Genomic DNA, 18417 nt, shown 5'->3' on the forward strand with positions numbered 1-18417 from the left:
GCAGCCTGGGGACATGGAAAGACGACAGGTGTTGCGGCGTACGACTGCGATGGGTGCCGGGGTGCTGGCGGCGGGCGCGATGAGCGCCGCGCCTGCGGGCGCCGCCACCCACGCACATGCCGGCCGCCCCAGCCGCAAGGGCCCGTTCCGCGTGCACATCGTGCTGTTCGACGGGGTGGAGGAGCTGGACTTCATCGCGCCGTACGAAGTGTTCTCGGCGGCCGTCATGCACGGCGGCGACCGGAAGGTGGAAGTCGACTATGTGACCACCGGCGAGACCGGCACCGTGCGCTGCGCGTATGGCACGCAGGTCGCGGTGACCCGCCGTTGGGAGCCGCGCGCAGCCGAGCTGATCGTGGTGCCCGGTGGTGGCTACCGCCGCAAGGACGGCCCCGGCATCTGGGCCGAGATCAAGCGCGGCACGCTCCCCCGGGCCTTGGCCGCGTCCCCACGTCCGGGCCTCACGCTCAGCTCACTGTGCACGGGAGCACTGCTGCTGTCGGAGGCCGGGCTGGTCAAGGGCCGCCGCTGCACCACCCACCGAGGAGCACTCAAGGACCTGGAGAAGGGGGGCGGGGTGCTCACCCCGGCCCGTGTGGTCGACGACGGCGACCTGGTCACGGCGCAAGGCATCTCCTCGGGCCTGGAGTTGGGGCTGTGGCTCGTCAAACGCGAGTTGGGCTCCGAGGCGGCGAACGGCGTCGAGATGATGATGGAATACGAGGCGCGCGGCACCGTCTGGGAAACCCACACACCCCGTTCCCGCTGACCGGACGCCGATCGGACCACCCGCCACACGTCGTCGTCCTCACCGCCTTCGACCTGGACGACTGAGTCCGCAGTCCGGCACGAGGCGACCTCCTACCCGAGGAAGCTCAACCGCACCTCGCGGTCGGGATTGTCGACATTCGTGTCCGCGAAACTCCGCTGAAACGACCGTCAGGGCAGTCGACCCGCAGATCGACGCGATCTCCGTTTGTTTGACGTGCCCCTCGTCCCTGCTGTGGTGATCAGCCCGGCCGATCACCACAGCAGGGCGACATCAGTCGGTTGGGAGGAATGACCCACCCCTGCCTCGTCCGTGCTCCCTGGGACCGAGCCGTCAAGCGTCTGGGGATCCGCGCGTACACACCACACGACCTCCGTCACAAATGGGCAACCCTTACTTTGACGAATGGGGTCGCCCTTCACGAAGTACCCCGCTGGCTCGGACACCGTTCCATCAAGGTCACGGTCGACCAGTACGGGCACCTCACCCAGGACGGACGGGCGCGCTGCCGCCAGGTGGTGACGACGACCTTCCGGGACCACCTCCCGGAGGAGCTGTCGGTCCACCTGGCGGCGTGACCGCTACACGATCCCGAGGCCCCGCAGGACGCGGTGCTGAGGTGGTGCTGGGTTCACGGGGAAGTAGAGGTAGCAGACGCCTCCCGAACCGCTCTTGACCTGGCCCTTTGCGTCGTACCGCTTGGTCCGCAGCCAGATGTTCTCGAACTCCCGGCGACGGTAGATCCGCCGCACAGCCGGGTCATCAGGAGAAGCGGGGTCGTTGGCGATGACGTCGCCGTCGGGGGTGAAGCCGATGACGGTCATGAGGTGGCCGGCGGTGCCGTAGCCCGCGCCGTCGAGTTCGGTGGCGAGGAAGGACTGGGAGGTGATGACGGGGATACCGGCGGCGATGAGGTGTTCGGCGTCGGTGAGGGAGGAGAGGCGGGTCACCACGGACTGGAGGCCGGGGTAGGTGGCGGCGTAGGCGGCGTTGAAGGGCCAGTTGCCGCAGCCCTGGTACTGGTTGTCGTAGGTGCGGCGGGCGGCGAGGCAGACCTGGGGGTCGGCGTACGAGGGGTCGACCCAGGCGAGGTCTTCGGGGGCGGGGCGGCGGCCCCAGTACTCGGTGATCATCTGGGAGGAGGTGGGGCTGCACCACGCCTCGCCGCCGTTGTCGTACTCGGGGTACTGCCCCTTGTGGATCTCCTGGGAGTAGCGCGGGACGGGGAGTTCGCGGCCGGCGGCCGGGCCGGGGGCGGAGGCCGGGACCTCGAAGCGGGCGGGGATGTCCGAGCCCATCGCGCCGAGCCGGTGGACGGTGGGGGTGGCGGTGGTGCCCGGGGTGCGGTGCAGGGTGACGCGCAGCGCGTACGCGGTGAAGCGGGTGCCGCTCGCCGCGTCGTCGAGCGCGAGGGTGTCGGTGGAGACGCTGCTGCGGCCGTCCTTCTGGTCGTCGACGGAGGTGCGGCGGATATCCACATCGCCGTCGCCGGCGGTCCAGCGGCCCATGACGTACCAGGGCGTGCGGCCGCCGTCGGAGTAGTCGGCGCGGGCCTCGACGGTGATCCAGGTGCCGGGCGGGGTGTGGGCGTTCCAGGAGGCGACGAGTTCGGTGGCCGGGACGGCGAGGGTGTGGCGGGGGCCGGTCCAGGTGGCGTACTCCCAGGCGGCGGTACGGCCGGTGTGCGGGTCGCGGTAGTCGGCGGTTCCGGCGGGGGTCTGCAGGCGGATCCCCGCGCGGGCGGACGGCGCCGGGCCGGTCCCGGCGTGGGTGCCGCGCGCCCAGTCGGCGGCGGTGGTCCAGGCGTGGTAGTCCACGGTTCTCCTCGGGCGGACCACCCGAGGCGCCGGCCCGGAGCCCGTGGGGCGCGGCGTGGCGGCCGCGACGGGTGCCGCGGCGGCCGCGGCCGCGGCGAGTGCGGCGGCGAGGACGGTGCGGCGGGGCGCGGAACGTGTCATCGGGATTCCCCCAGTCGGGTGCGGCCTACGGGACGCGGGCGGTGCGGACAGCGGGCGGAACAGGTCGGGTGGCCCCGGACAGCGTACGCACGCCGGGCACCACGGACGGACGGCGCCGGGCCGTGCGGCCGCGGCGCCCGTTGGACGGCAGGGATCAACTATCGCCGGTGCCGCCGCATTTCGGCCAGCGGTCGGACGCGCGTCGTCGGGCCGATGCGAGCGGCGAGCACCGGATACGTACGCTGGCGCGATGAACGACGCCCTGGCACCGCTCGCCGCCCGCCTCGCCGCGCTCCCGCCCTCCTGCGGCCCGGTGCGGCTGATCGGGGTCGACGGGCACGCGGGGTCGGGGAAGAGCACCTTCACCCGGCGGCTGGCCACGGCGCTCGGCGGCGCGCCGGTCATCCGCACCGACGACCTGGCCTGCCACGTGGGACTGTTCGGCTGGGCGGAGCGGTTCCGGGAGCAGGTGCTGGCGCCGCTGTCCCGGGGCGAGCGGGCGCGGTACAGGGTGTACGACTGGGTGCGCCGGGAGTACGGCGAGGTGCGGGAGGTGGCGCCGGAGCCGGTGGTGCTGGTGGAGGGCGTGGGCGTCGGGCGCCGGGCGCTGCGGCCGCAGCTGGCCTGTCTGTTGTGGATGGAGCTGGCGGACGAGCCGTCCTGGGAGCGGGGGCGGCTGCGGGACGGGCCGGGGCTCGCGGAGTTCTGGGATGGCTGGATTCCGGCGGAGCGTACGCACTTCGCGGCGGATCCGTCGCGTCCGTACGCCGATCTTCTGGTGCGGCAGAGTGCGGTGGGGTACGAGGTGTCCGAGGGGCCCGGTTCGGCAACCTGAAGGGGCGTCACCTTCACCCTGTGTCACCGGGGTGGGAGGCGGCGCGGGCGCCGGGTGGCGAGGACCCGCCGACTGCCCAACTCGGCTTGACCTGGGGGGCGTACAGGACTTACGTTCTCATTGTGCGGCTTACAGAGCCGCCCGCAGACGCGAAGCCCCCGGTTGTTCCCCCGTGATCGGGGGCTTCGTTCTGCCCTGATCACCCCTTTCCGCCGCTTCCGGCCCCCTCCTCCCCTCACCGTGGGTCACCGACCTGTTCGCGCCGTGCGTGCCCCCCCTTCTGCTCCCTTCCGTGCATCCCCTGTCGCCCCCTACGGCCTGCGGCGACACCCCGGGTACCATGCGAGTCGGTGCCACGGCAGGGGCGTGCGAGGGGCCGGTGACGACTGCGGGGCGGCGGCAACTCCCGTACGGCGTCCGGCGCTTCGGGCGGTGGCGTGGCAGCCGGTCGGCGGGACACCGGGGCACGTTCTGTGGGGGATGCGATGGACTTGGGTACACCGGGCGCGCCGCCCGCCCCGGCCGAACTCGCCTGGCTGCGCGCGGTCGACGCCTACACCGTCGGCGCGTACCCGCAGGCCGAGGAGGAGTTCCGGGCCGCGGTACGGATGGATCCGACGATGGCCGACGCCTGGCTCGGGCTCCACGCGCTGCGCGCCGACACCTCGACCGCCCTGCTGCGGATGCACCACCACCGCGACCGCTTCGGCGAACAGCGCACCCGCCACGGACGCCCCCTCAACTCCTGGTACTGGCTGGGCTGGTGGGTGCAGCCGGTGCTGGAGAGCCGCCGCGATCTGCTGCTCGCGCACGCCTCCCACTGGCTCGACGGCCGCCATGTCGCGGAGCTGGACCAGGCGCTGGCGGGCTGCCCGCCGGTCGACGCCGACCCGCAGGTCCGCTTTCTGCACGCCTGCCGCGCCTACCTCGTCAAGGACTGGGAACAGCTCGTACGCCACACCGAACCGCTGCTGGACGACCCGGCGCTGGGCATCGAGGCCGGGCTGTTCGGCGGGATGGCGCGGGTGCGGCTGGAGATGTACGGGCAGGCCGCGCCACTGCTGTCGGCCGCGCTGATGCGGTGCCGCAGCGAACAGCCGCAGCGCAAGGAGCTGCGGTACTGGCTCGCCCGCGCCCACGAGGGCACCGGCCGCAGCGCCGCCGCCCTCCCCCTCTACCGCGCGGTGCACCGCGTCGACCGGCAGTTCATGGACACCGCGGCGCGGCTGGCCACCATCACCCAGGCCGACGGGCTGGAGGAGGGCGGCGACCTCGCGACCGTGCCCGCCGCGGGTCAGGAGGCCGGGCGCGACCCCGATCCGCTCGCGCCGCTCGACGCCGTCGACGGGTGGGAGGCACCGGCCGGTGAGGCGGGTTTCCCGGAGGCGGCGGGCGCGGTGCCCGACGCGGCGTCCGCCGCGCGGCACAAGGCGGCGGTGCCCGGGCAGCCGGCCGCCGGGCGGGTGGCCGGGCCCGCCGATCCCGTCCTGCTGGAGCGGGCGCTGGCGGAGCTGGAGCGGATGGTCGGCATGGAGCCGGTCAAGCGGCAGGTGCGGGCGCTCTCCGCGCAGCTGCGGATGGCCGGGCTGCGGGCCGGTCAGGGCCTGCCGGTGCAGCCGCCCAAGCGGCACTTCGTCTTCTCCGGCCCGTCCGGCACCGGCAAGACGACGGTTGCGCGCATCCTCGGCCGGGTTTTCTACGCCCTGGGACTGCTCGGCGGCGACCATCTGGTGGAGGCCCAACGCGCCGATCTGGTCGGCGAGTTCCTCGGCCAGACCGCCGTCAAGGCCAACGATCTGATCGACTCGGCGCTCGGCGGCGTCCTCTTCGTCGACGAGGCGTACAGCCTCTCCAACACCGGTTACAGCAAGGGCGACGCGTACGGCGACGAGGCACTGCAGGTGCTGCTCAAGCGCGCCGAGGACAACCGCGACCGGCTCGTCGTCATCCTGGCGGGCTACCCGGAGGGCATGGACCGGCTGCTGGCCGCCAACCCGGGGCTGTCATCACGGTTCACCAGCCGGGTCGACTTCCCCAGCTACCGGCCGGGCGAGCTGACCGCGATCGGCGAGGTGCTGGCCGAGGAGAACGGCGACCGCTGGGACGACGAGGCCCGCGACGAGCTGCGCAGCATCAGCGGTCACGTCGTCGACCAGGGCTGGATCGACGAACTGGGCAACGGCCGCTTCCTGCGCACCCTGTACGAGAAGAGCTGCGCCTACCGCGATCTGCGGCTGTCCACCTGGCGCGGCACCCCGGGCCGCGACGACCTCGCCACGCTCCGGCTGCCCGATCTGATCCAGGCGTACGGCGAGGTGCGCTCAGGGCGCGGCCCGGACACGGCGGGGCCCGCCCCGCTCTGAACCGCGCGGTGCGCGGCGGCGGGACGGGCCCCCGGGCCTCGGCCGGTCGGCCGGATCAGCCGGTCAGCGCGCGGTCCCCGTCGGGGCGTCCGGCGCCCCCGGTCACCTCGGCGCCGGTGCCGTCCGGTGCGGGAGCCGGGACGGGCGCGGCCGCGTCGCGGGCGCCGTGCGAGGGCGACTCCGTGCGGTGCGCCGGATCGTGCACCTCCCCGACCAGCTTCTCCAGGACGTCCTCCAGCGCGACGAGGCCCAGCACGCGGCCGGTCGGGCCCGCGACCGCGGCGAGGTGGGAGGCGGCCCGGCGCATCGCGGTCAGCGCGTCGTCCAGGGGGAGTTCGGCGCGGAGCGTCGTCATCGGGTGCCAGACGCGCTGCGGCACCGCGCGGTCCCGCTCCTCCAGGTCGAGGACGTCCTTGACGTGCAGATAGCCCATGTACGCACCGCCCGGCGCGCAGACCGGGAAGCGGGAGTAGCCGGTGGCGACGGTCAGCTCCTCCACCTGGCGCGGGGTGACCGTCGCATCGACGGTGACCAGCCGGGCCCGGTCGAGGAGGACGTCGGTGACCGGGCGGCTGCCCAGCTCCAGCGCGTCGGCCAGCCGCTCCTGTTCGGCCGGGGCGAGCAGCCCGGCCTGTCCGGCGTCCTCGACGAGGTGGGTGAGCTGTTCGCTGGTGAAGACCGCCTCGACCTCGTCCTTGGGCTCGACGCCGAAGAGCCGCAGCACTCCCCTGGCGCAGGCGCCGAGCAGCGCGGTGACCGGGCGGCAGAGCCGGGCGAAGGTGACGAGGCCCGGGCTGAACCACAGCGCGGTCCTCTCGGGCGCCGCCATCGCGAGGTTCTTCGGCACCATCTCGCCGATGACGAGGTGGAGGAAGACCACCACGGCCAGGGCGATGGCGTAGCCGAGCGGGTGGATCAGCGGTGCGGGCAGACGGACCGCGGCGAAGAGCGGTTCCAGCAGCTGGGCGACGGTCGGCTCGGCGACGGCGCCCAGCGTCAGGGAGCAGACGGTGATGCCGAACTGCGCCGCGGCCATCATCTGCGGCAGGTTCTCCAGCCCGTGCAGCACCTGACGGGCCCGCTTGGAGCCCTCGGTGGCCAGCGGCTCGATCTGGCTGCGGCGTACGGAGACGAGGGCGAACTCAGCGCCGACGAAGAAACCGTTGGCGAGGACGAGGAGGACGGCGAGGAGGAGCTGCGCGAAGGTCACCGGGCGGCCTCCGCCCCGGCGCCGGCGGTCTCCCGGGCGACACCCGCGGGAGCCGTGCGGACGATCCTTATCCGCTCGGCGCGGTGGTGCGCGACCAACCGCACCCGCAGCCGCCAGCCGTCGAGTTCGGCGGTGTCACCGGGGGCCGGGATCCGGCCGAGTATGTGGGCGACCAGCCCGGCGACGGTCTCGTACGGACCGTCGGGGGCCTCCAGGCCGATCCGCCGCAGCGTGTCGACACGGCAGCCGCCGTCGGCGTCCCAGGCGGGGCGGCCGTCCTCGGCGGGTGCCTGGCCCAGCTCGGGCAGGTCCACCCGGTCGTGCTCGTCGCGGACCTCGCCGACCAGTTCCTCGATGATGTCCTCCAGGGTGACGACACCGGCGGTGCCGCCGTACTCGTCGACGACGACGGCTATCGGCGCCTCGCTGCGCAGCCGCTCCAGCAGCGGGGCGACGGGCAGCGTCGCGGGCACCTGGAGCGGCGGCACGGCGATCCGCGCGGCGGGCGTGCGCAGCCGGTCGGGCGCCGGTACGGCCAGCGCGTCCTTGAGGTGCACCATGCCGACGACCTCGTCGAGGCGGGCACGGTAGACGGGGAAGCGGGACAGACCGGTGGCGCGGGTGAGGTTGACGACGTCCTCGGCGGTCGCGGACGCCTGGAGGGCGCTGACCCGCACCCGGGGCGTCATGACGTTCTCCGCCGTCAGATCGCCGAGCGCGAGGGTGCGGACGAAGAGGTCGGCGGTGTCCTGCTCGATGGCGCCGGCCTGTGCGGAGTGCCGGGCGAGGGAGACCAGTTCGCCGGGGGTACGGGCGGAGGCCAGTTCATCGGTGGGCTCCACGCCGAGGGCGCGGACGAGGCGGTTGGCGACGGTGTTCAGCAGGGTGATCACCGGGCGGAAGAAGCGGGAGAAGGCGTTCTGCGGACCGGCGACGAAGCGGGCCACCTGGAGCGGCTTGGAGACCGCCCAGTTCTTCGGCACCAGTTCGCCGACGACCATCTGTACGGCGGAGGCGACGAGCATGCCCGTGACCACCGAGATGCCGGAGACGGCGCCGCGGGGCAGTCCGGTCGCGGTCAGCGGCCCGTCGAGGACGGCGGCGAGCGCCGGTTCGGCGAGCATGCCGACGACCAGGGAGGTGATGGTGATGCCCAGTTGAGTGCCGGAGAGCTGGAAGGACAGCTCGCGCAGGGCGGCGACGACGGTGGCGGCGCGGCGGTCGCCGTCGGCGGCGGCCCGTTCGGCGTCGGCCTTCTCGACGGTGACGAGCCCGAACTCGGCGGCCACGAAGAAGCCGTTGGCCAGGATGAGGATGAGCGCTGCGGTGAGCAGCAGGAGGGGGCCGGTCATGCCGCCGCCTCCGTCGTATCCGGGGGGTCGGAGGGGGCGGCGCAGGTACTACAGGACGATCCGTCCATTGCCGGAGGGAGTCACTCCTCAGGTCGCAGTGGCCCCGGGCAAGGGGCGGGCGCGGAAGGGCGCCGTGGAGAACAGGGTAAACAGCGGGGCGCCGGTTGCGGCAGGGCCACCGGGCGGTCGCCCGGACGGCGGGTCAGGCCGTGGCGGGGTGGCCGGTGCCGTGGAGTTCGGCGAGGTCGCGCAGCGCGCGGGCGTCGCGGATGGCCTGCTGGCGGGCGATGCCGGGCTGGATGCCCATCGCGGGGAGGCTGGTGCCGTCGGCGAGGTCGAGGTGGACCCAGGCGTCACCGGCCCGGAGGTTGACGCGCAGCACCTGGGCCCAGGCCAGTTCGCGGCGGGTGGTGAGGTTGACGACGGTGACGCCCTCCTGCCGGGCGACCACCTTGGGGCGGGCGAGCAGCAGGAGGACGGCGAGCACCAGCAGACCGACGAAGACGAAGCTGATCCGCTCCCCGCCGGTCAGCTTGGGCAGCGCCATCGCGATGGCGGTGAGGGCTGCGAACTGGACGAGTCCGACGAGGTACAGGACGACCCGGGTGCGGGTCGGCCGGAAGGTCACCGGCAGGCTGGGCAGGGGCGCGGACACGTCGTGGGTCTTCCGTCGGAGGTGTGGGGGCGGTGCGGCGGGGCCGTCAGAGGCGGCAGGCGTGGATGCCGGTGGTGAGGATGGCGCGGGCGCCGAGGTCGTACAGCTCGTCCATGATGCGCTGGGCGTCCTTGGACGGGACCATCGAGCGGACCGCGACCCAGCCCTCGTGGTGCAGCGGGGAGACGGTCGGCGATTCCAGGCCCGGGGTCAGGGAGACGGCCTTCTCGACGTGCTCGACGCGGATGTCGTAGTCCATCATCACGTAGCGGCGGGCGACGAGGACGCCCTGCATCCGGCGGAGGAACTGACGGACCTTCGGGTCGTCGGCGGGGGCGCCGGTGCGGCGGATGACGACCGCCTCGGAGGTGAGGATCGGCTCGCCGATGATCTCCAGCCCGGCGTTGCGCAGCGTGGTGCCGGTCTCGACGACGTCGGCGATGATCTGGGCGACGCCGAGCTGGATGGCGGTCTCGACGGCGCCGTCGAGGTGGACGACGTCGGCGTCGACGCCGTTGTCGGCGAGGTGCTTCTTGACGAGACCGGAGAAGGAGGTGGCGACGGTCATGCCGCCGAACTCCTTGACATCGGTGGCGGTGCCCGGACGGGTCGCGTACCGGAAGGTGGAACCGGCGAAGCCGAGCTGAAGGATCTCCTCGGCCTGCGAGCCGGAGTCCAGCAGCAGGTCGCGGCCGGTGATGCCGATGTCGAGCCTGCCGGAGCCGACGTAGACGGCGATGTCGCGGGGGCGCAGGAAGAAGAACTCGACCTCGTTCTGCGCGTCGACGAGGACCAGTTCCCGGCGGTCCTTGCGCTGGCGGTACCCGGCCTCATGGAGCATCGCCGACGCAGGCTCGGACAGTGAACCCTTGTTGGGGACAGCGATGCGCAGCATGAGGTGCTCTTCTTCCTTCGGTGGGTGAGGTGTGACGGGGCGAGCGGGGCTCAGAGGTGGGCGTAGACGTCGTCGAGGGAGATGCCCTTGGCGATCATCATGACCTGGAGGTGGTAGAGGAGCTGGGAGATCTCCTCGGCGGCGGCGTCGTCGGATTCGTGCTCCGCGGCCATCCACACCTCGGCGGCCTCTTCGACGACCTTCTTGCCGATCGTATGGACGCCGGCCTGCACCAGCTCGGCGGTACGGGAGGTGGCGGGGTCGCCGGTGGCGGCCTTCTGCTGGAGCTCGGCGAAGAGCTCCTCGAACGTCTTCTTGGACATGGTGCTCCTACCCTAGCGGGCAATGTCACTGTGGCGCGCAGCGCCTCGGGTGAAGGGTGGCGGCGGGCGACGGGCGGGGGCGCAGCGCCTCGGGTGAAGGGTGGTGGGCCCGGCGCCACGACGGCCGCCGCGCCAGGCCCGTCCCGTCAGCGCCAGGGTTCCGACACGGTCCGGAGCGTGGCGGCGGTGGCGACGGCGGCGGTGACCGCTTCGTGGCCCTTGTCCTCGGTGGAGCCGTCGAGACCGGCGCGGTCCAGGGCCTGCTGCTCGGTGTCGCAGGTCAGCACGCCGAAGCCGAGGGGGACGCCGGTGTCGACGGCGACCTGGGTCAGGCCCTGGGTGACGCCCTGGCAGACGTAGTCGAAGTGCGGGGTGCCGCCGCGGATGACGACGCCGAGCGCGACGACCGCGTCGTAACCGCGTCCGGCGAGGACCTTCGCGACGACGGGCAGTTCGAAGGCGCCGGGGACCCGCAGCAGGGTCGGCTCGTCGATGCCCAGGTCGGTCAGGGCGCGCAGGGCGCCGTTCACCAGGCCGTCCATCACCTGCGCATGCCACTGCGCGGCGATCACGGCGACCCGCAGGTCCCGGCAGTTCTTCACGGTCAGTTCGGGTGCGCCCTTGCCGCTCACGGTGCTCCTCGGAGGGTGATGGTGGTGTCGTCGGGACGGTCGGGAGGTGCGTTACCGCTGCTCACGGTGGTCGAGCCAGGGGAGGTCGTGGCCCATGCGGTCGCGCTTGGTGCGCAGATAACGGAGGTTGTGCTCCCCGGCCTGGACCGGCACCGGCTCGCGTCCGGAGACGGTGAGGCCGTGGCGCGCCAGGGCCGTGGTCTTGTCGGGGTTGTTGGTCAGCAGGCGGACCGAGCGGATGCCGAGGTCCTGGAGCATCTGGGCTCCGGCCGCGTAGTCACGGGAGTCGGCGGGCAGGCCCAGTTCGAGGTTGGCGTCGAGGGTGTCGCGGCCGCGCTCCTGGAGTTCGTAGGCGCGCAGCTTGGAGAGCAGGCCGATGCCGCGTCCCTCGTGGCCGCGGAGGTAGACGACCACACCGCGCCCGGCCGCGCTGATCCGCTCCAGCGACGCCTGGAGCTGCGGGCCGCAGTCGCAGCGCAGCGAGTGGAAGACATCGCCGGTCAGGCACTCGGAGTGGACACGGACCAGGACGTCCTCGCCGTCGCCGAGCTCGCCGGCGACCAGCGCGATGTGCTCGACGCCGTCGACGGTGGAGCGGTAGCCGTACGCGGTGAACTCGCCGTGCGCGGTGGGCAGCCGGGTGGTGGCCTCGCGGCGGACGGTGGGGGTGGAGCGGCGGCGGTAGGCGATCAGGTCCTCGATGGAGATGATCGCGAGGCCGTGCTTACGGGCGAACGGCACCAGCTCGGGCAGGCGCAGCATGGTGCCGTCCTCCCCGGCGATCTCCACGATCGCGGCGGCCGGGCGGAGTCCGGCGAGGCGGGCGAGGTCGACCCCGGCCTCGGTGTGGCCGCCGCGGACGAGAACGCCGCCGGGGCGGGCGCGCAGCGGGAAGATGTGGCCGGGGCGGACAAAGTCGCCGGGCGCCGAGTCGCCGGAGGCGAGCAGCCGCAGCGTGGTGGCGCGGTCAGCGGCGGAGATGCCGGTGCTCACGCCGTGCGCGTCGGTGGCGTCGACGGAGACGGTGAACGCGGTCCGCATCGACTCGGTGTTGTGCTCGACCATCTGCGGCAGCGCGAGGCGGTCGAGTTCGGTGCCCTCCATGGGGGCGCAGATCAGGCCGCGGCACTCGCTCATCATGAACGCAACGATCTCGGGGGTGGCCTTCTCCGCGGCGAGGACGAGATCACCCTCGTTCTCGCGGTCCTCGTCGTCGACGACCACGACGGGGCGCCCGGCGGCGATGTCGGCGATGGCCCGCTCGACGGGGTCGAGGGCCAGGTCCGCGGCGTCGTCGGCGGGCCCGGGCTCGTACCAGCTCTGCAGTGCGGTCATGCCGCGGCTCCTTCCAGGACGGTGGCGGCGCCGGTGCGCGAGCGCTGCCACCAGTCGCGCAGGCCCCACATGACGAGCGCGAAGTAGACGACGTAGACGAGGCCGGAGAAGGCGAGGCCGCTGCCGAAGGCGAGCGGGACGCCCACCAGATCAACGAGGAGCCAGGCGAACCAGAACTCGACGAGCCCGCGGGCCTGGGCGACCATCGCGGCGAGCGTGCCGACGAAGATGTACGCGTCCGGCCAGGGGTTCCAGGACAGCTGCGGGACGAGGGCGAAGAGGGCGCCGACGGCGGCGGTTCCGGCGGCGGTCCCGGCGAGCAGCAGTCCGCGCTCGCGCCAGCTGGCGAAGCGGACGGCGAGGGAGCCGTCCTGCGCCTGCCGGCGGCCGCGACGCCAGGACCACCAGCCCCACAGCGCGACGACGATGACCAGCAGCTGCTTGCCGACGCCGCCGCTGAGGTGGGCGGAGGCGTAGGCGGCGACGAGGACGACGCCGGAGAGGAACTGCGCGGGCCAGGTCCAGATGGAGCGGCGCCAGCCGAGGGCGAGGGCGGCGAGACCGATGGTGTTGCCGATCATGTCGGACCAGATGACGTGCTGTCCGAAGAGCGTGAACGCCTCGCCGTTGAGCCAGGTCAGGGCGGTCACCGGACGGCTCCCTCGGACGCGGTGCCGGTGGCGCCGCCCGGGCCCAGCAGCCGCTCGACGTACTTGGCGAGGACGTCGACCTCCAGGTTGACCGGGTCGCCGACCTGTTTGATACCGAGGGTGGTGAGGGCGAGGGTGGTCGGGATGAGGCTGATGGTGAAGTGGTCGTCGGCGGCGTCGACGACGGTGAGGCTGACGCCGTCGACGGTGATCGAGCCCTTCTCGACGACGTAGCGGGCCAGCTGCGGCGGCAGCGCGACCGTGACGATCTCCCAGTGTTCGCCGGGGACGCGCTCGGTGATCGTGCCGGTGCCGTCGACGTGCCCCTGGACGAGGTGGCCGCCGAGGCGTCCGCCGAGCGCCATCGGGCGCTCCAGGTTGACCCGCGAGCCGACGGTCAGCGCGCCGAGGCTGGAGCGGTGCAGCGTCTCGGCCATCACCTCCGCGGTGAACTCGCCGTCCGCGGTGTCCACGACCGTCAGACAGACGCCGTTGACGGCGATCGAGTCGCCGTGCCCGGCGCCGTCGGTGACGACGGGGCCGCGCAGCCGGAAACGAGCGGAGTCGCCGTGCTTCTCGACGGCGGTGACCTCACCCAGTTCTTCGACGATTCCGGTGAACACGTCAGATCTCCTCGTGCGGGGTGTGGCGGACGGGGGTGGCGGTGATCCGCAGATCGGGGCCGAGGCGCGCGGTCTCGGTCACATCGAGTCGCAACGCGTCGGCGATGGTGGTGATTCCGGCGTCGCCGACGGCCGCGGGCCCGGCGCCGAGCAGGACCGGCGCGAGGTAGGCGACGACCTTGTCGACGGCGCCCGCGGCGAGGAACGCCCCGGCGAGCGTCGGCCCGCCCTCCAGGAGGACGGAGCGGACGTCGCGGGCGTACAGCTCGTGGAGCAGGGCGGTGATGCGCAGGCCACGGCCGGTGGCGCGCGGGAGCCGCACCAGGGGCGCGAGCCCTTCGAGGTGGGCGGCGTCGGCGTCCTCGGCGACGGCGATCAGGGTGGGCGCGGTGCCGTCCAGGACGCGGGCGCCGGGCTTGACGGCCGAGGCGCCGGAGTCGACGACGACCCGCAGCGGCTGGGTGATCTCGTCGTCGGTGAGTCCGGTGACGCGGGCGCCGAGCTGCGGGTCGTCGGCGCGGGCGGTACCGGAGCCGACGACGACGGCGTCGGCCTGGGCGCGCAACCGGTGGACGTCGGCGTGGGATTCGGCCGAGGAGATCCAGCGGCTGGTGCCGTCGGCGGCGGCGATCCGGCCGTCGAGAGTGGCCGCGTACTTCCACAGGACGAAGGGGCGGCGGCGCACGACGGAGGTGAGCCAGGCTTCGTTGACGGCGGCCGCCTCGTCGGCGAGGAGGCCGCCCTCGGCGTCGACTCCGGCGTCCGCGAGGGTGGCGGCGCCGCCGGTCGCGGTGGGGTTGGGGTCGGAGACGGCGTAGACGACGCGGGTCACCCCGGCGTCGATGAGGGCACGGGCACAGGGTCCGGTGCGGCCGGCGTGGTTGCAGGGCTCCAGCGTGACGAGTGCGGTGCCGCCACGGGCCCGCTCGCCCGCCTCCTCCAAGGCGTGGACCTCGGCGTGCGGGCCACCGGCGCGCCGGTGCCAGCCTTCGCCGACGGTGCGGCCCTCGGCGTCGAGGATGACGCAGCCGACGACGGGGTTGGGGCTGGTGTGCCCGAGCCCGCGGGCGGCGAGTGCGATGGCGCGGCGCATCGCCGCGGTCTCGGCGGGGGCTTGAGTGGCCACCGGGTCCTCCTGCCTCTTCGGGCACGGACTCCGGGGCTGCCTGGATGGCAGAAGCGGAAACAAACCACGGCGTGCGCGCCGCGAAAAGGAGAGCCCGCCCGGAAAAACGCACCGGACGCACCACCTGCGGCGGTCACCGAAGCTCGCCCGCCGCGCACTGCCTCCCATCCGGACTTTCACCGTCGGTGCAGGAATTTCACCTGCTCAACCGGCCGCTGGCTGCGGACGGGTCGCGGACTGTTACCGCCGGTTCGGAATTACACCGACCCCGGAGTGCGCTGCTGCTTGTTTCAGTACACGACCAGTTTGCCACGGTTGATCGTCGGCCATGCGAGCGAACCCTGTGGGGTGCCTCACAAGCTTCCGCGACCACCGGTTTCCGGGACGTGCGAGGTCTGGAATGGATCTCACACCTACGGCGGACCCTCCGTCGGTACGGCGCTCCTCACCCTGACGACCTCAAGGAATGATCCGCGATGGCGACTCTTCTGGTGACCGGCGGTACGGGCACGCTCGGACGGGCCGTCGTCGGCCGGCTGCTCGACGACGGCCACGACGTCCGCTCGCTGAGCCGACGGCTGCCCGCCGGACCGCCCACCCCCGGGCTGCACCCGTACGCGGTGGACCTGCGCGACGGCACCGGGCTGGAAGAGGCGGTGGCGGGTGTGGACACGGTGGTGCACTGCGCGTCCACCCCGTCGGGCGGCGACGAGGAGGCGGCGGGCCACCTGCTGGACGCGGCGCGGGCCGCCGGGGTGAAGCACCTCGTCTACATCTCGATCGTCGGCGTGGGCGGCATCCCGCTCGGCTACTACCGCACCAAGCGGGCGGTGGAACGGATGGTCGAACACTCCGGCGTCGGCTGGACGATCCTGCGGACGACGCAATTCCACGACCTGCTGCTCCGGGTGGTGAAGACAGGCGCCCGCTCACCGCTGCTGCCGTACCCGACGGGGTTGCGCTTTCAGCCGATCGAGGTACGCGAAGTGGCGGCGCGAATGGCCGGGTTGGCCCTCGGCGCCCCCGTCGGCCGGGTCCCGGACATGGGCGGCCCGCAGGTCCTCGACGTCCGGGACCTGATCCGCCTCACCCTCCGCTACGGCGGCCGCCGGCGCCTGACGGTCCCCCTCTGGCTCCCCGGCCGCACGATGGCGGGCTTCCGCGCGGGCGAGAATCTGGCCCCGGGGCATGCGGTGGGGAAGCGGACGTACGAGGAGTTCCTGAAGGAGAGGGCGGGGTGGCGGGAGTGAGGGGGTCGGGGGCGCGGGGGCGGGGGCCTGCTTGCCGAGGTCTCCGCGCACTGGGTGGTCATGTCGGGTGTCGTGATCGTCCTCCGGTTCTGGCGCGGCCTGAAAGCCGGCCGAACCGGGCCGGGTAGCGCCCGGCGGGTTCAGGAAGCCTCCCGGAAAGCTGCCGCCCGACCCGACCGGGGTGCGCCACCCGTATGCCCCGCCCCGTCCCCCTTCGCGGATGCGGGGCCGAGGCGCGTCAGTACCATGAATCTGTGGCACGCATCGTGCTTGTGGAGGACGACGAGACCATCGGTGACCGCCTCGCCAGGACACTGCGGGGCCTGGGGCACGACAGCACCTGGTGTCCCGATGCGGCTTCCGCGCGGGCCCGGGCGGCCCGTGGGCCGGCCGATCTGGTGCTGCTGGACCTGGGGCTGCCGGACGCTGACGGTTTCGAACTCTGCCGCGAGCTGCGCGAGCGCCTGCCGGGCGCGGTCCTCGTGGTGCTGAGCGCCCGTACCGGCGAGATGGACGTCATCCAGGCACTGGAGTCGGGCGCGGACGACTACCTCACCAAACCGTTCCGCCTGGCCGAGTTGCAGGCGCGGCTCGCCGCGCATCTGCGGCGCGCCGGGCCGGACGGTTCGGCCGGGGCGGCCCGGCCGCTGCGCCACGGGAAGCTGGAAATCGACCGGGCGGCCCGGCGGTGTCTGACCCCGGAGGGCGAGACGGAGCTGCGGCCCAAGGAGTTCGACCTGCTGGTCCGGCTCGTCGCGTCCGGCGGGCAGGCGGTGAGCCGGGAGGAGCTGATGAGCGACGTGTGGGACGAGAACTGGTTCGGCCCCACCAAGACGCTCGACGTCCATGTCGCCGCGCTCCGCCGCAAGCTCGGCGGGATGATCCGGATCACGACGCTGCGGCACTACGGCTACCGCCTCGAACCCCCGACGGGCTGACCGTGCGCCGCCGCATCCTCCAGGCGAGCGTCATCGCGGTGGTCTGCGCGATCCTGCTGTTCTCGGTGCCGCTGGGGCTGGCGATCCTGCGGCTGTACCAGCAGGACGAGGTGCAGCACCTGCAGCAGGTGGCCGCCCGGGTGGCGGTGAACGTTCCGGCCGATGTACGGGGACACTGGGACCCGATGGAGCTGCCGCCGCTGCGGCCCGGTACGCACATCGGTGTCTACGACGCCGATGGCCGTCTCGTCCGGGGGTCCGGCCCGGTGCGTGCCGCCGGGCCGCCCGACGGCGATCTGCCGGTGCGCGAGGCCCTGGTGGGCTCGGTGTCCTCGCACCGCGTCGGGAGCAGGCTGGTCGCCGCGGTCCCCGTGGGCACCTCGGAGCGGGTACGGGCCGTGGTGCGGGTCAGTTCCCCGGCCGACGGTCCGCTGCACCGGGCTGCCGTGACCTGGGCCGGGATGCTGGCGCTCGCGGCGGTGGCGGTCGGCGTCGCCGTCGCGCTGTCGCTCCGCTCCAGCCTCAGCCTGGCCCGGCCTCTGGAGGAGCTGGCGGCGACGGCCGCACGCCTGGAGGACGGCGACCTGACCGCGCGCGCCACCGTCACCGGGCTGCCCGAGGCAGACGATGTGGCCCGGGCACTCAACCGCGCCGCGCAGCGCGTGGCGGAGCTGCTGCGCCGGGAGCGGTCGTTCAGCGCCGACGCCTCGCACCAGCTGCGGACCGCGCTGACCCGGGTCCAGCTGGAGCTGGAGTCCGTACCGGCCGATGCGCCGCCCGCGGTGGCGCGGGCGGCGACGGACGCCACGCTGGCCGCGCTGAGCGATATGGAGGCGACGCTCGGCGCGCTGCTGGACCTGGCGCGGGACGTGCCCGAGCGGGTGTCGCTCGACGTGGGTGCGCTGCTGGCCGACGCGGAGCGGCGCTGGCGGGACGAGCTGACGGCCGCGGACCGCCCGCTGCGGGTGACGGCCGAGGAGGATCTGCCCGAGGCGGTCGGTTCGGCGCGCGCCGGGCGGCAGGTGCTCGACGTCCTGCTGGCCAACGCGGTGGCGCACGGCACGGGCGCGGTGACGGTGACCGCGCGGGACGCCTCCGGGGTCGTCGCGGTGGACGTGGCGGACGAGGGCCCCGGCCTGCCCGAGGGGCTGGACGTGTTCGCCCGGCGCCAGGAGAACGACTCCGGCACCGGTCACGGCATCGGCCTCGCCCTCGCCCTCTCCCTGGTCGAGGCGGAGGGCGGCCGCCTGATGGTCACCCGGCGGCGCCCGTACGCCCGTTTCACGTGGCTGATCGCCCGTGGGGGTGCGGACACCGGGGAGTGAACGGGGCGGCTCCCGGGGAGTGCGCACGGCGGGGCGCGCCGCCGTGCCCGGCCGTCCGGCGCGCCGCCGGGCCTCGCCTGTGGCACGCCGCCGCGCCGCCCCCTTGGGCGCGCCTCGCCCGTACGCCGACGACCCCCGCCCCACCCCCCGTTTTGGCGAACGCCACACCCCACGCCAC

Annotated in this window: 18 protein-coding genes and 1 riboswitch; of the genes, 7 read left to right on the forward strand and 11 right to left on the reverse strand. The window is 73.5% G+C overall.

Features of this window, described 5'->3' with window-relative positions; genetic code table 11:
* Positions 1–13 precede the first annotated feature (13 nt).
* Both ACFWWQ_RS09840 and ACFWWQ_RS09845 read left to right on the forward strand, forming a co-directional pair.
* Positions 14–769: a DJ-1/PfpI family protein gene (locus ACFWWQ_RS09840; RefSeq protein ID WP_384592946.1), complete on the forward strand. Its 756-nt coding sequence runs from the start codon at positions 14–16 to the stop codon at positions 767–769.
* Positions 770–1059: 290 nt separating this feature from the next.
* On the forward strand, positions 1060–1347 hold the full coding sequence (locus tag ACFWWQ_RS09845; RefSeq protein WP_384592949.1) for a tyrosine-type recombinase/integrase: 288 nt from the start codon (positions 1060–1062) through the stop codon (positions 1345–1347).
* Between the two features lie 3 nt (positions 1348–1350).
* On the opposite strand, the gene ACFWWQ_RS09850 is transcribed toward ACFWWQ_RS09845, so the two are convergent.
* A complete protein-coding gene (locus ACFWWQ_RS09850; protein WP_384592952.1) occupies positions 1351–2727 on the reverse strand; it encodes a peptidase C39 family protein in 1377 nt (458 codons plus the stop codon).
* A 250-nt stretch (positions 2728–2977) separates the two neighbouring features.
* Between ACFWWQ_RS09850 and ACFWWQ_RS09855 the strand changes: the two genes are divergently transcribed.
* Together ACFWWQ_RS09855 and ACFWWQ_RS09860 are read left to right on the forward strand one after the other, a co-directional pair.
* Positions 2978–3562 (forward strand): uridine kinase, encoded by a 585-nt coding sequence (locus ACFWWQ_RS09855; RefSeq protein ID WP_384592955.1) that lies wholly within the window; start codon positions 2978–2980, stop codon positions 3560–3562.
* Positions 3563–4047: 485 nt separating this feature from the next.
* Positions 4048–5925: an AAA family ATPase gene (locus tag ACFWWQ_RS09860; protein ID WP_384592958.1), complete on the forward strand. Its 1878-nt coding sequence runs from the start codon at positions 4048–4050 to the stop codon at positions 5923–5925.
* Positions 5926–5980: 55 nt separating this feature from the next.
* Here the strand turns inward: ACFWWQ_RS09860 and ACFWWQ_RS09865 are convergent, their stop codons facing one another.
* The 10 genes from ACFWWQ_RS09865 to ribD all read right to left on the reverse strand — a co-directional run bounded on the left by ACFWWQ_RS09865 (position 5981) and on the right by ribD (position 14726).
* Positions 5981–7135 carry a hemolysin family protein gene (locus tag ACFWWQ_RS09865; protein WP_384592962.1) on the reverse strand — a complete coding sequence of 385 codons (1155 nt, stop codon included), beginning with the start codon at positions 7133–7135 and terminating at the stop codon, positions 5981–5983.
* Complete coding sequence (locus ACFWWQ_RS09870; RefSeq protein ID WP_384592965.1) at positions 7132–8487, reverse strand: hemolysin family protein; 1356 nt, start codon at positions 8485–8487, stop codon at positions 7132–7134. The genes ACFWWQ_RS09865 and ACFWWQ_RS09870 overlap by 4 nt, the downstream gene beginning before the upstream one ends.
* Before the next feature lie 202 nt (positions 8488–8689).
* Positions 8690–9142 carry a PH domain-containing protein gene (locus tag ACFWWQ_RS09875; protein WP_384592968.1) on the reverse strand — a complete coding sequence of 151 codons (453 nt, stop codon included), beginning with the start codon at positions 9140–9142 and terminating at the stop codon, positions 8690–8692.
* Between the two features lie 46 nt (positions 9143–9188).
* A complete protein-coding gene (gene hisG, locus ACFWWQ_RS09880; RefSeq protein ID WP_384592971.1) occupies positions 9189–10037 on the reverse strand; it encodes an ATP phosphoribosyltransferase in 849 nt (282 codons plus the stop codon).
* A gap of 50 nt (positions 10038–10087) precedes the next feature.
* On the reverse strand, positions 10088–10360 hold the full coding sequence (locus ACFWWQ_RS09885) for a phosphoribosyl-ATP diphosphatase (RefSeq protein ID WP_384592974.1): 273 nt from the start codon (positions 10358–10360) through the stop codon (positions 10088–10090).
* A 146-nt stretch (positions 10361–10506) separates the two neighbouring features.
* Positions 10507–10992 carry a 6,7-dimethyl-8-ribityllumazine synthase gene (gene ribH / locus ACFWWQ_RS09890; protein ID WP_384592977.1) on the reverse strand — a complete coding sequence of 162 codons (486 nt, stop codon included), beginning with the start codon at positions 10990–10992 and terminating at the stop codon, positions 10507–10509.
* 51 nt (positions 10993–11043) lie between these two features.
* Complete coding sequence (locus ACFWWQ_RS09895; RefSeq protein ID WP_384592980.1) at positions 11044–12327, reverse strand: bifunctional 3,4-dihydroxy-2-butanone-4-phosphate synthase/GTP cyclohydrolase II; 1284 nt, start codon at positions 12325–12327, stop codon at positions 11044–11046.
* Entirely contained in the window at positions 12324–12977 is a 654-nt protein-coding gene (locus tag ACFWWQ_RS09900; RefSeq protein WP_384592983.1) for a nicotinamide riboside transporter PnuC, read from the reverse strand. Before ACFWWQ_RS09900 ends, ACFWWQ_RS09895 begins: the two co-directional genes overlap by 4 nt.
* Positions 12974–13600, reverse strand: a complete 627-nt coding sequence (locus ACFWWQ_RS09905; RefSeq protein ID WP_384592986.1) for a riboflavin synthase — start codon at positions 13598–13600, stop codon at positions 12974–12976. Before ACFWWQ_RS09905 ends, ACFWWQ_RS09900 begins: the two co-directional genes overlap by 4 nt.
* 1 nt (position 13601) lies before the next feature.
* Entirely contained in the window at positions 13602–14726 is a 1125-nt protein-coding gene (ribD, locus tag ACFWWQ_RS09910) for a bifunctional diaminohydroxyphosphoribosylaminopyrimidine deaminase/5-amino-6-(5-phosphoribosylamino)uracil reductase RibD (protein WP_384592989.1), read from the reverse strand.
* A gap of 150 nt (positions 14727–14876) precedes the next feature.
* A riboswitch (FMN riboswitch) is annotated at positions 14877–15007 on the reverse strand.
* A 195-nt stretch (positions 15008–15202) separates the two neighbouring features.
* On the opposite strand from ribD, the gene ACFWWQ_RS09915 reads away from it, so the two are divergent.
* From ACFWWQ_RS09915 to ACFWWQ_RS09925, 3 genes are all read left to right on the forward strand, one after another.
* Positions 15203–15976, forward strand: coding sequence for an SDR family oxidoreductase (locus ACFWWQ_RS09915; RefSeq protein ID WP_384592992.1), 774 nt, complete (start codon positions 15203–15205; stop codon positions 15974–15976).
* Positions 15977–16230: 254 nt separating this feature from the next.
* Complete coding sequence (locus tag ACFWWQ_RS09920) at positions 16231–16914, forward strand: response regulator transcription factor (RefSeq protein WP_384592995.1); 684 nt, start codon at positions 16231–16233, stop codon at positions 16912–16914.
* Positions 16915–16916: 2 nt separating this feature from the next.
* The gene (locus tag ACFWWQ_RS09925) at positions 16917–18239 is read left to right on the forward strand and encodes an ATP-binding protein (RefSeq protein ID WP_384592998.1); all 1323 of its coding nucleotides are present in this window, start codon (positions 16917–16919) and stop codon (positions 18237–18239) included.
* Positions 18240–18417: the final 178 nt, after the last annotated feature.

It is taken from the genome of Streptomyces sp. NPDC059080 (assembly GCF_042739975.1).
Classification (GTDB): Bacteria; Actinomycetota; Actinomycetes; order Streptomycetales; family Streptomycetaceae; genus Streptomyces; species Streptomyces benahoarensis.

Excerpts from the sequence above, each read along its gene's own strand:
- ACFWWQ_RS09855 (WP_384592955.1), top strand. The coding sequence starts at position 2,978 with ATGAACGACGCCCTGGCACCGCTCGCCGCCCGCCTCGCCGCGCTCCCG.
- ACFWWQ_RS09885 (WP_384592974.1), bottom strand. The coding sequence starts at position 10,360 with ATGTCCAAGAAGACGTTCGAGGAGCTCTTCGCCGAGCTCCAGCAGAAG.
- ACFWWQ_RS09840 (WP_384592946.1), top strand. The coding sequence starts at position 14 with ATGGAAAGACGACAGGTGTTGCGGCGTACGACTGCGATGGGTGCCGGG.
- ACFWWQ_RS09845 (WP_384592949.1), top strand. The coding sequence starts at position 1,060 with ATGACCCACCCCTGCCTCGTCCGTGCTCCCTGGGACCGAGCCGTCAAG.
- ACFWWQ_RS09870 (WP_384592965.1), bottom strand. The coding sequence starts at position 8,487 with ATGACCGGCCCCCTCCTGCTGCTCACCGCAGCGCTCATCCTCATCCTG.
- ACFWWQ_RS09915 (WP_384592992.1), top strand. The coding sequence starts at position 15,203 with ATGGCGACTCTTCTGGTGACCGGCGGTACGGGCACGCTCGGACGGGCC.
- hisG (WP_384592971.1), bottom strand. The coding sequence starts at position 10,037 with ATGCTGCGCATCGCTGTCCCCAACAAGGGTTCACTGTCCGAGCCTGCG.
- ACFWWQ_RS09860 (WP_384592958.1), top strand. The coding sequence starts at position 4,048 with ATGGACTTGGGTACACCGGGCGCGCCGCCCGCCCCGGCCGAACTCGCC.
- ACFWWQ_RS09895 (WP_384592980.1), bottom strand. The coding sequence starts at position 12,327 with ATGACCGCACTGCAGAGCTGGTACGAGCCCGGGCCCGCCGACGACGCC.
- ACFWWQ_RS09850 (WP_384592952.1), bottom strand. The coding sequence starts at position 2,727 with ATGACACGTTCCGCGCCCCGCCGCACCGTCCTCGCCGCCGCACTCGCC.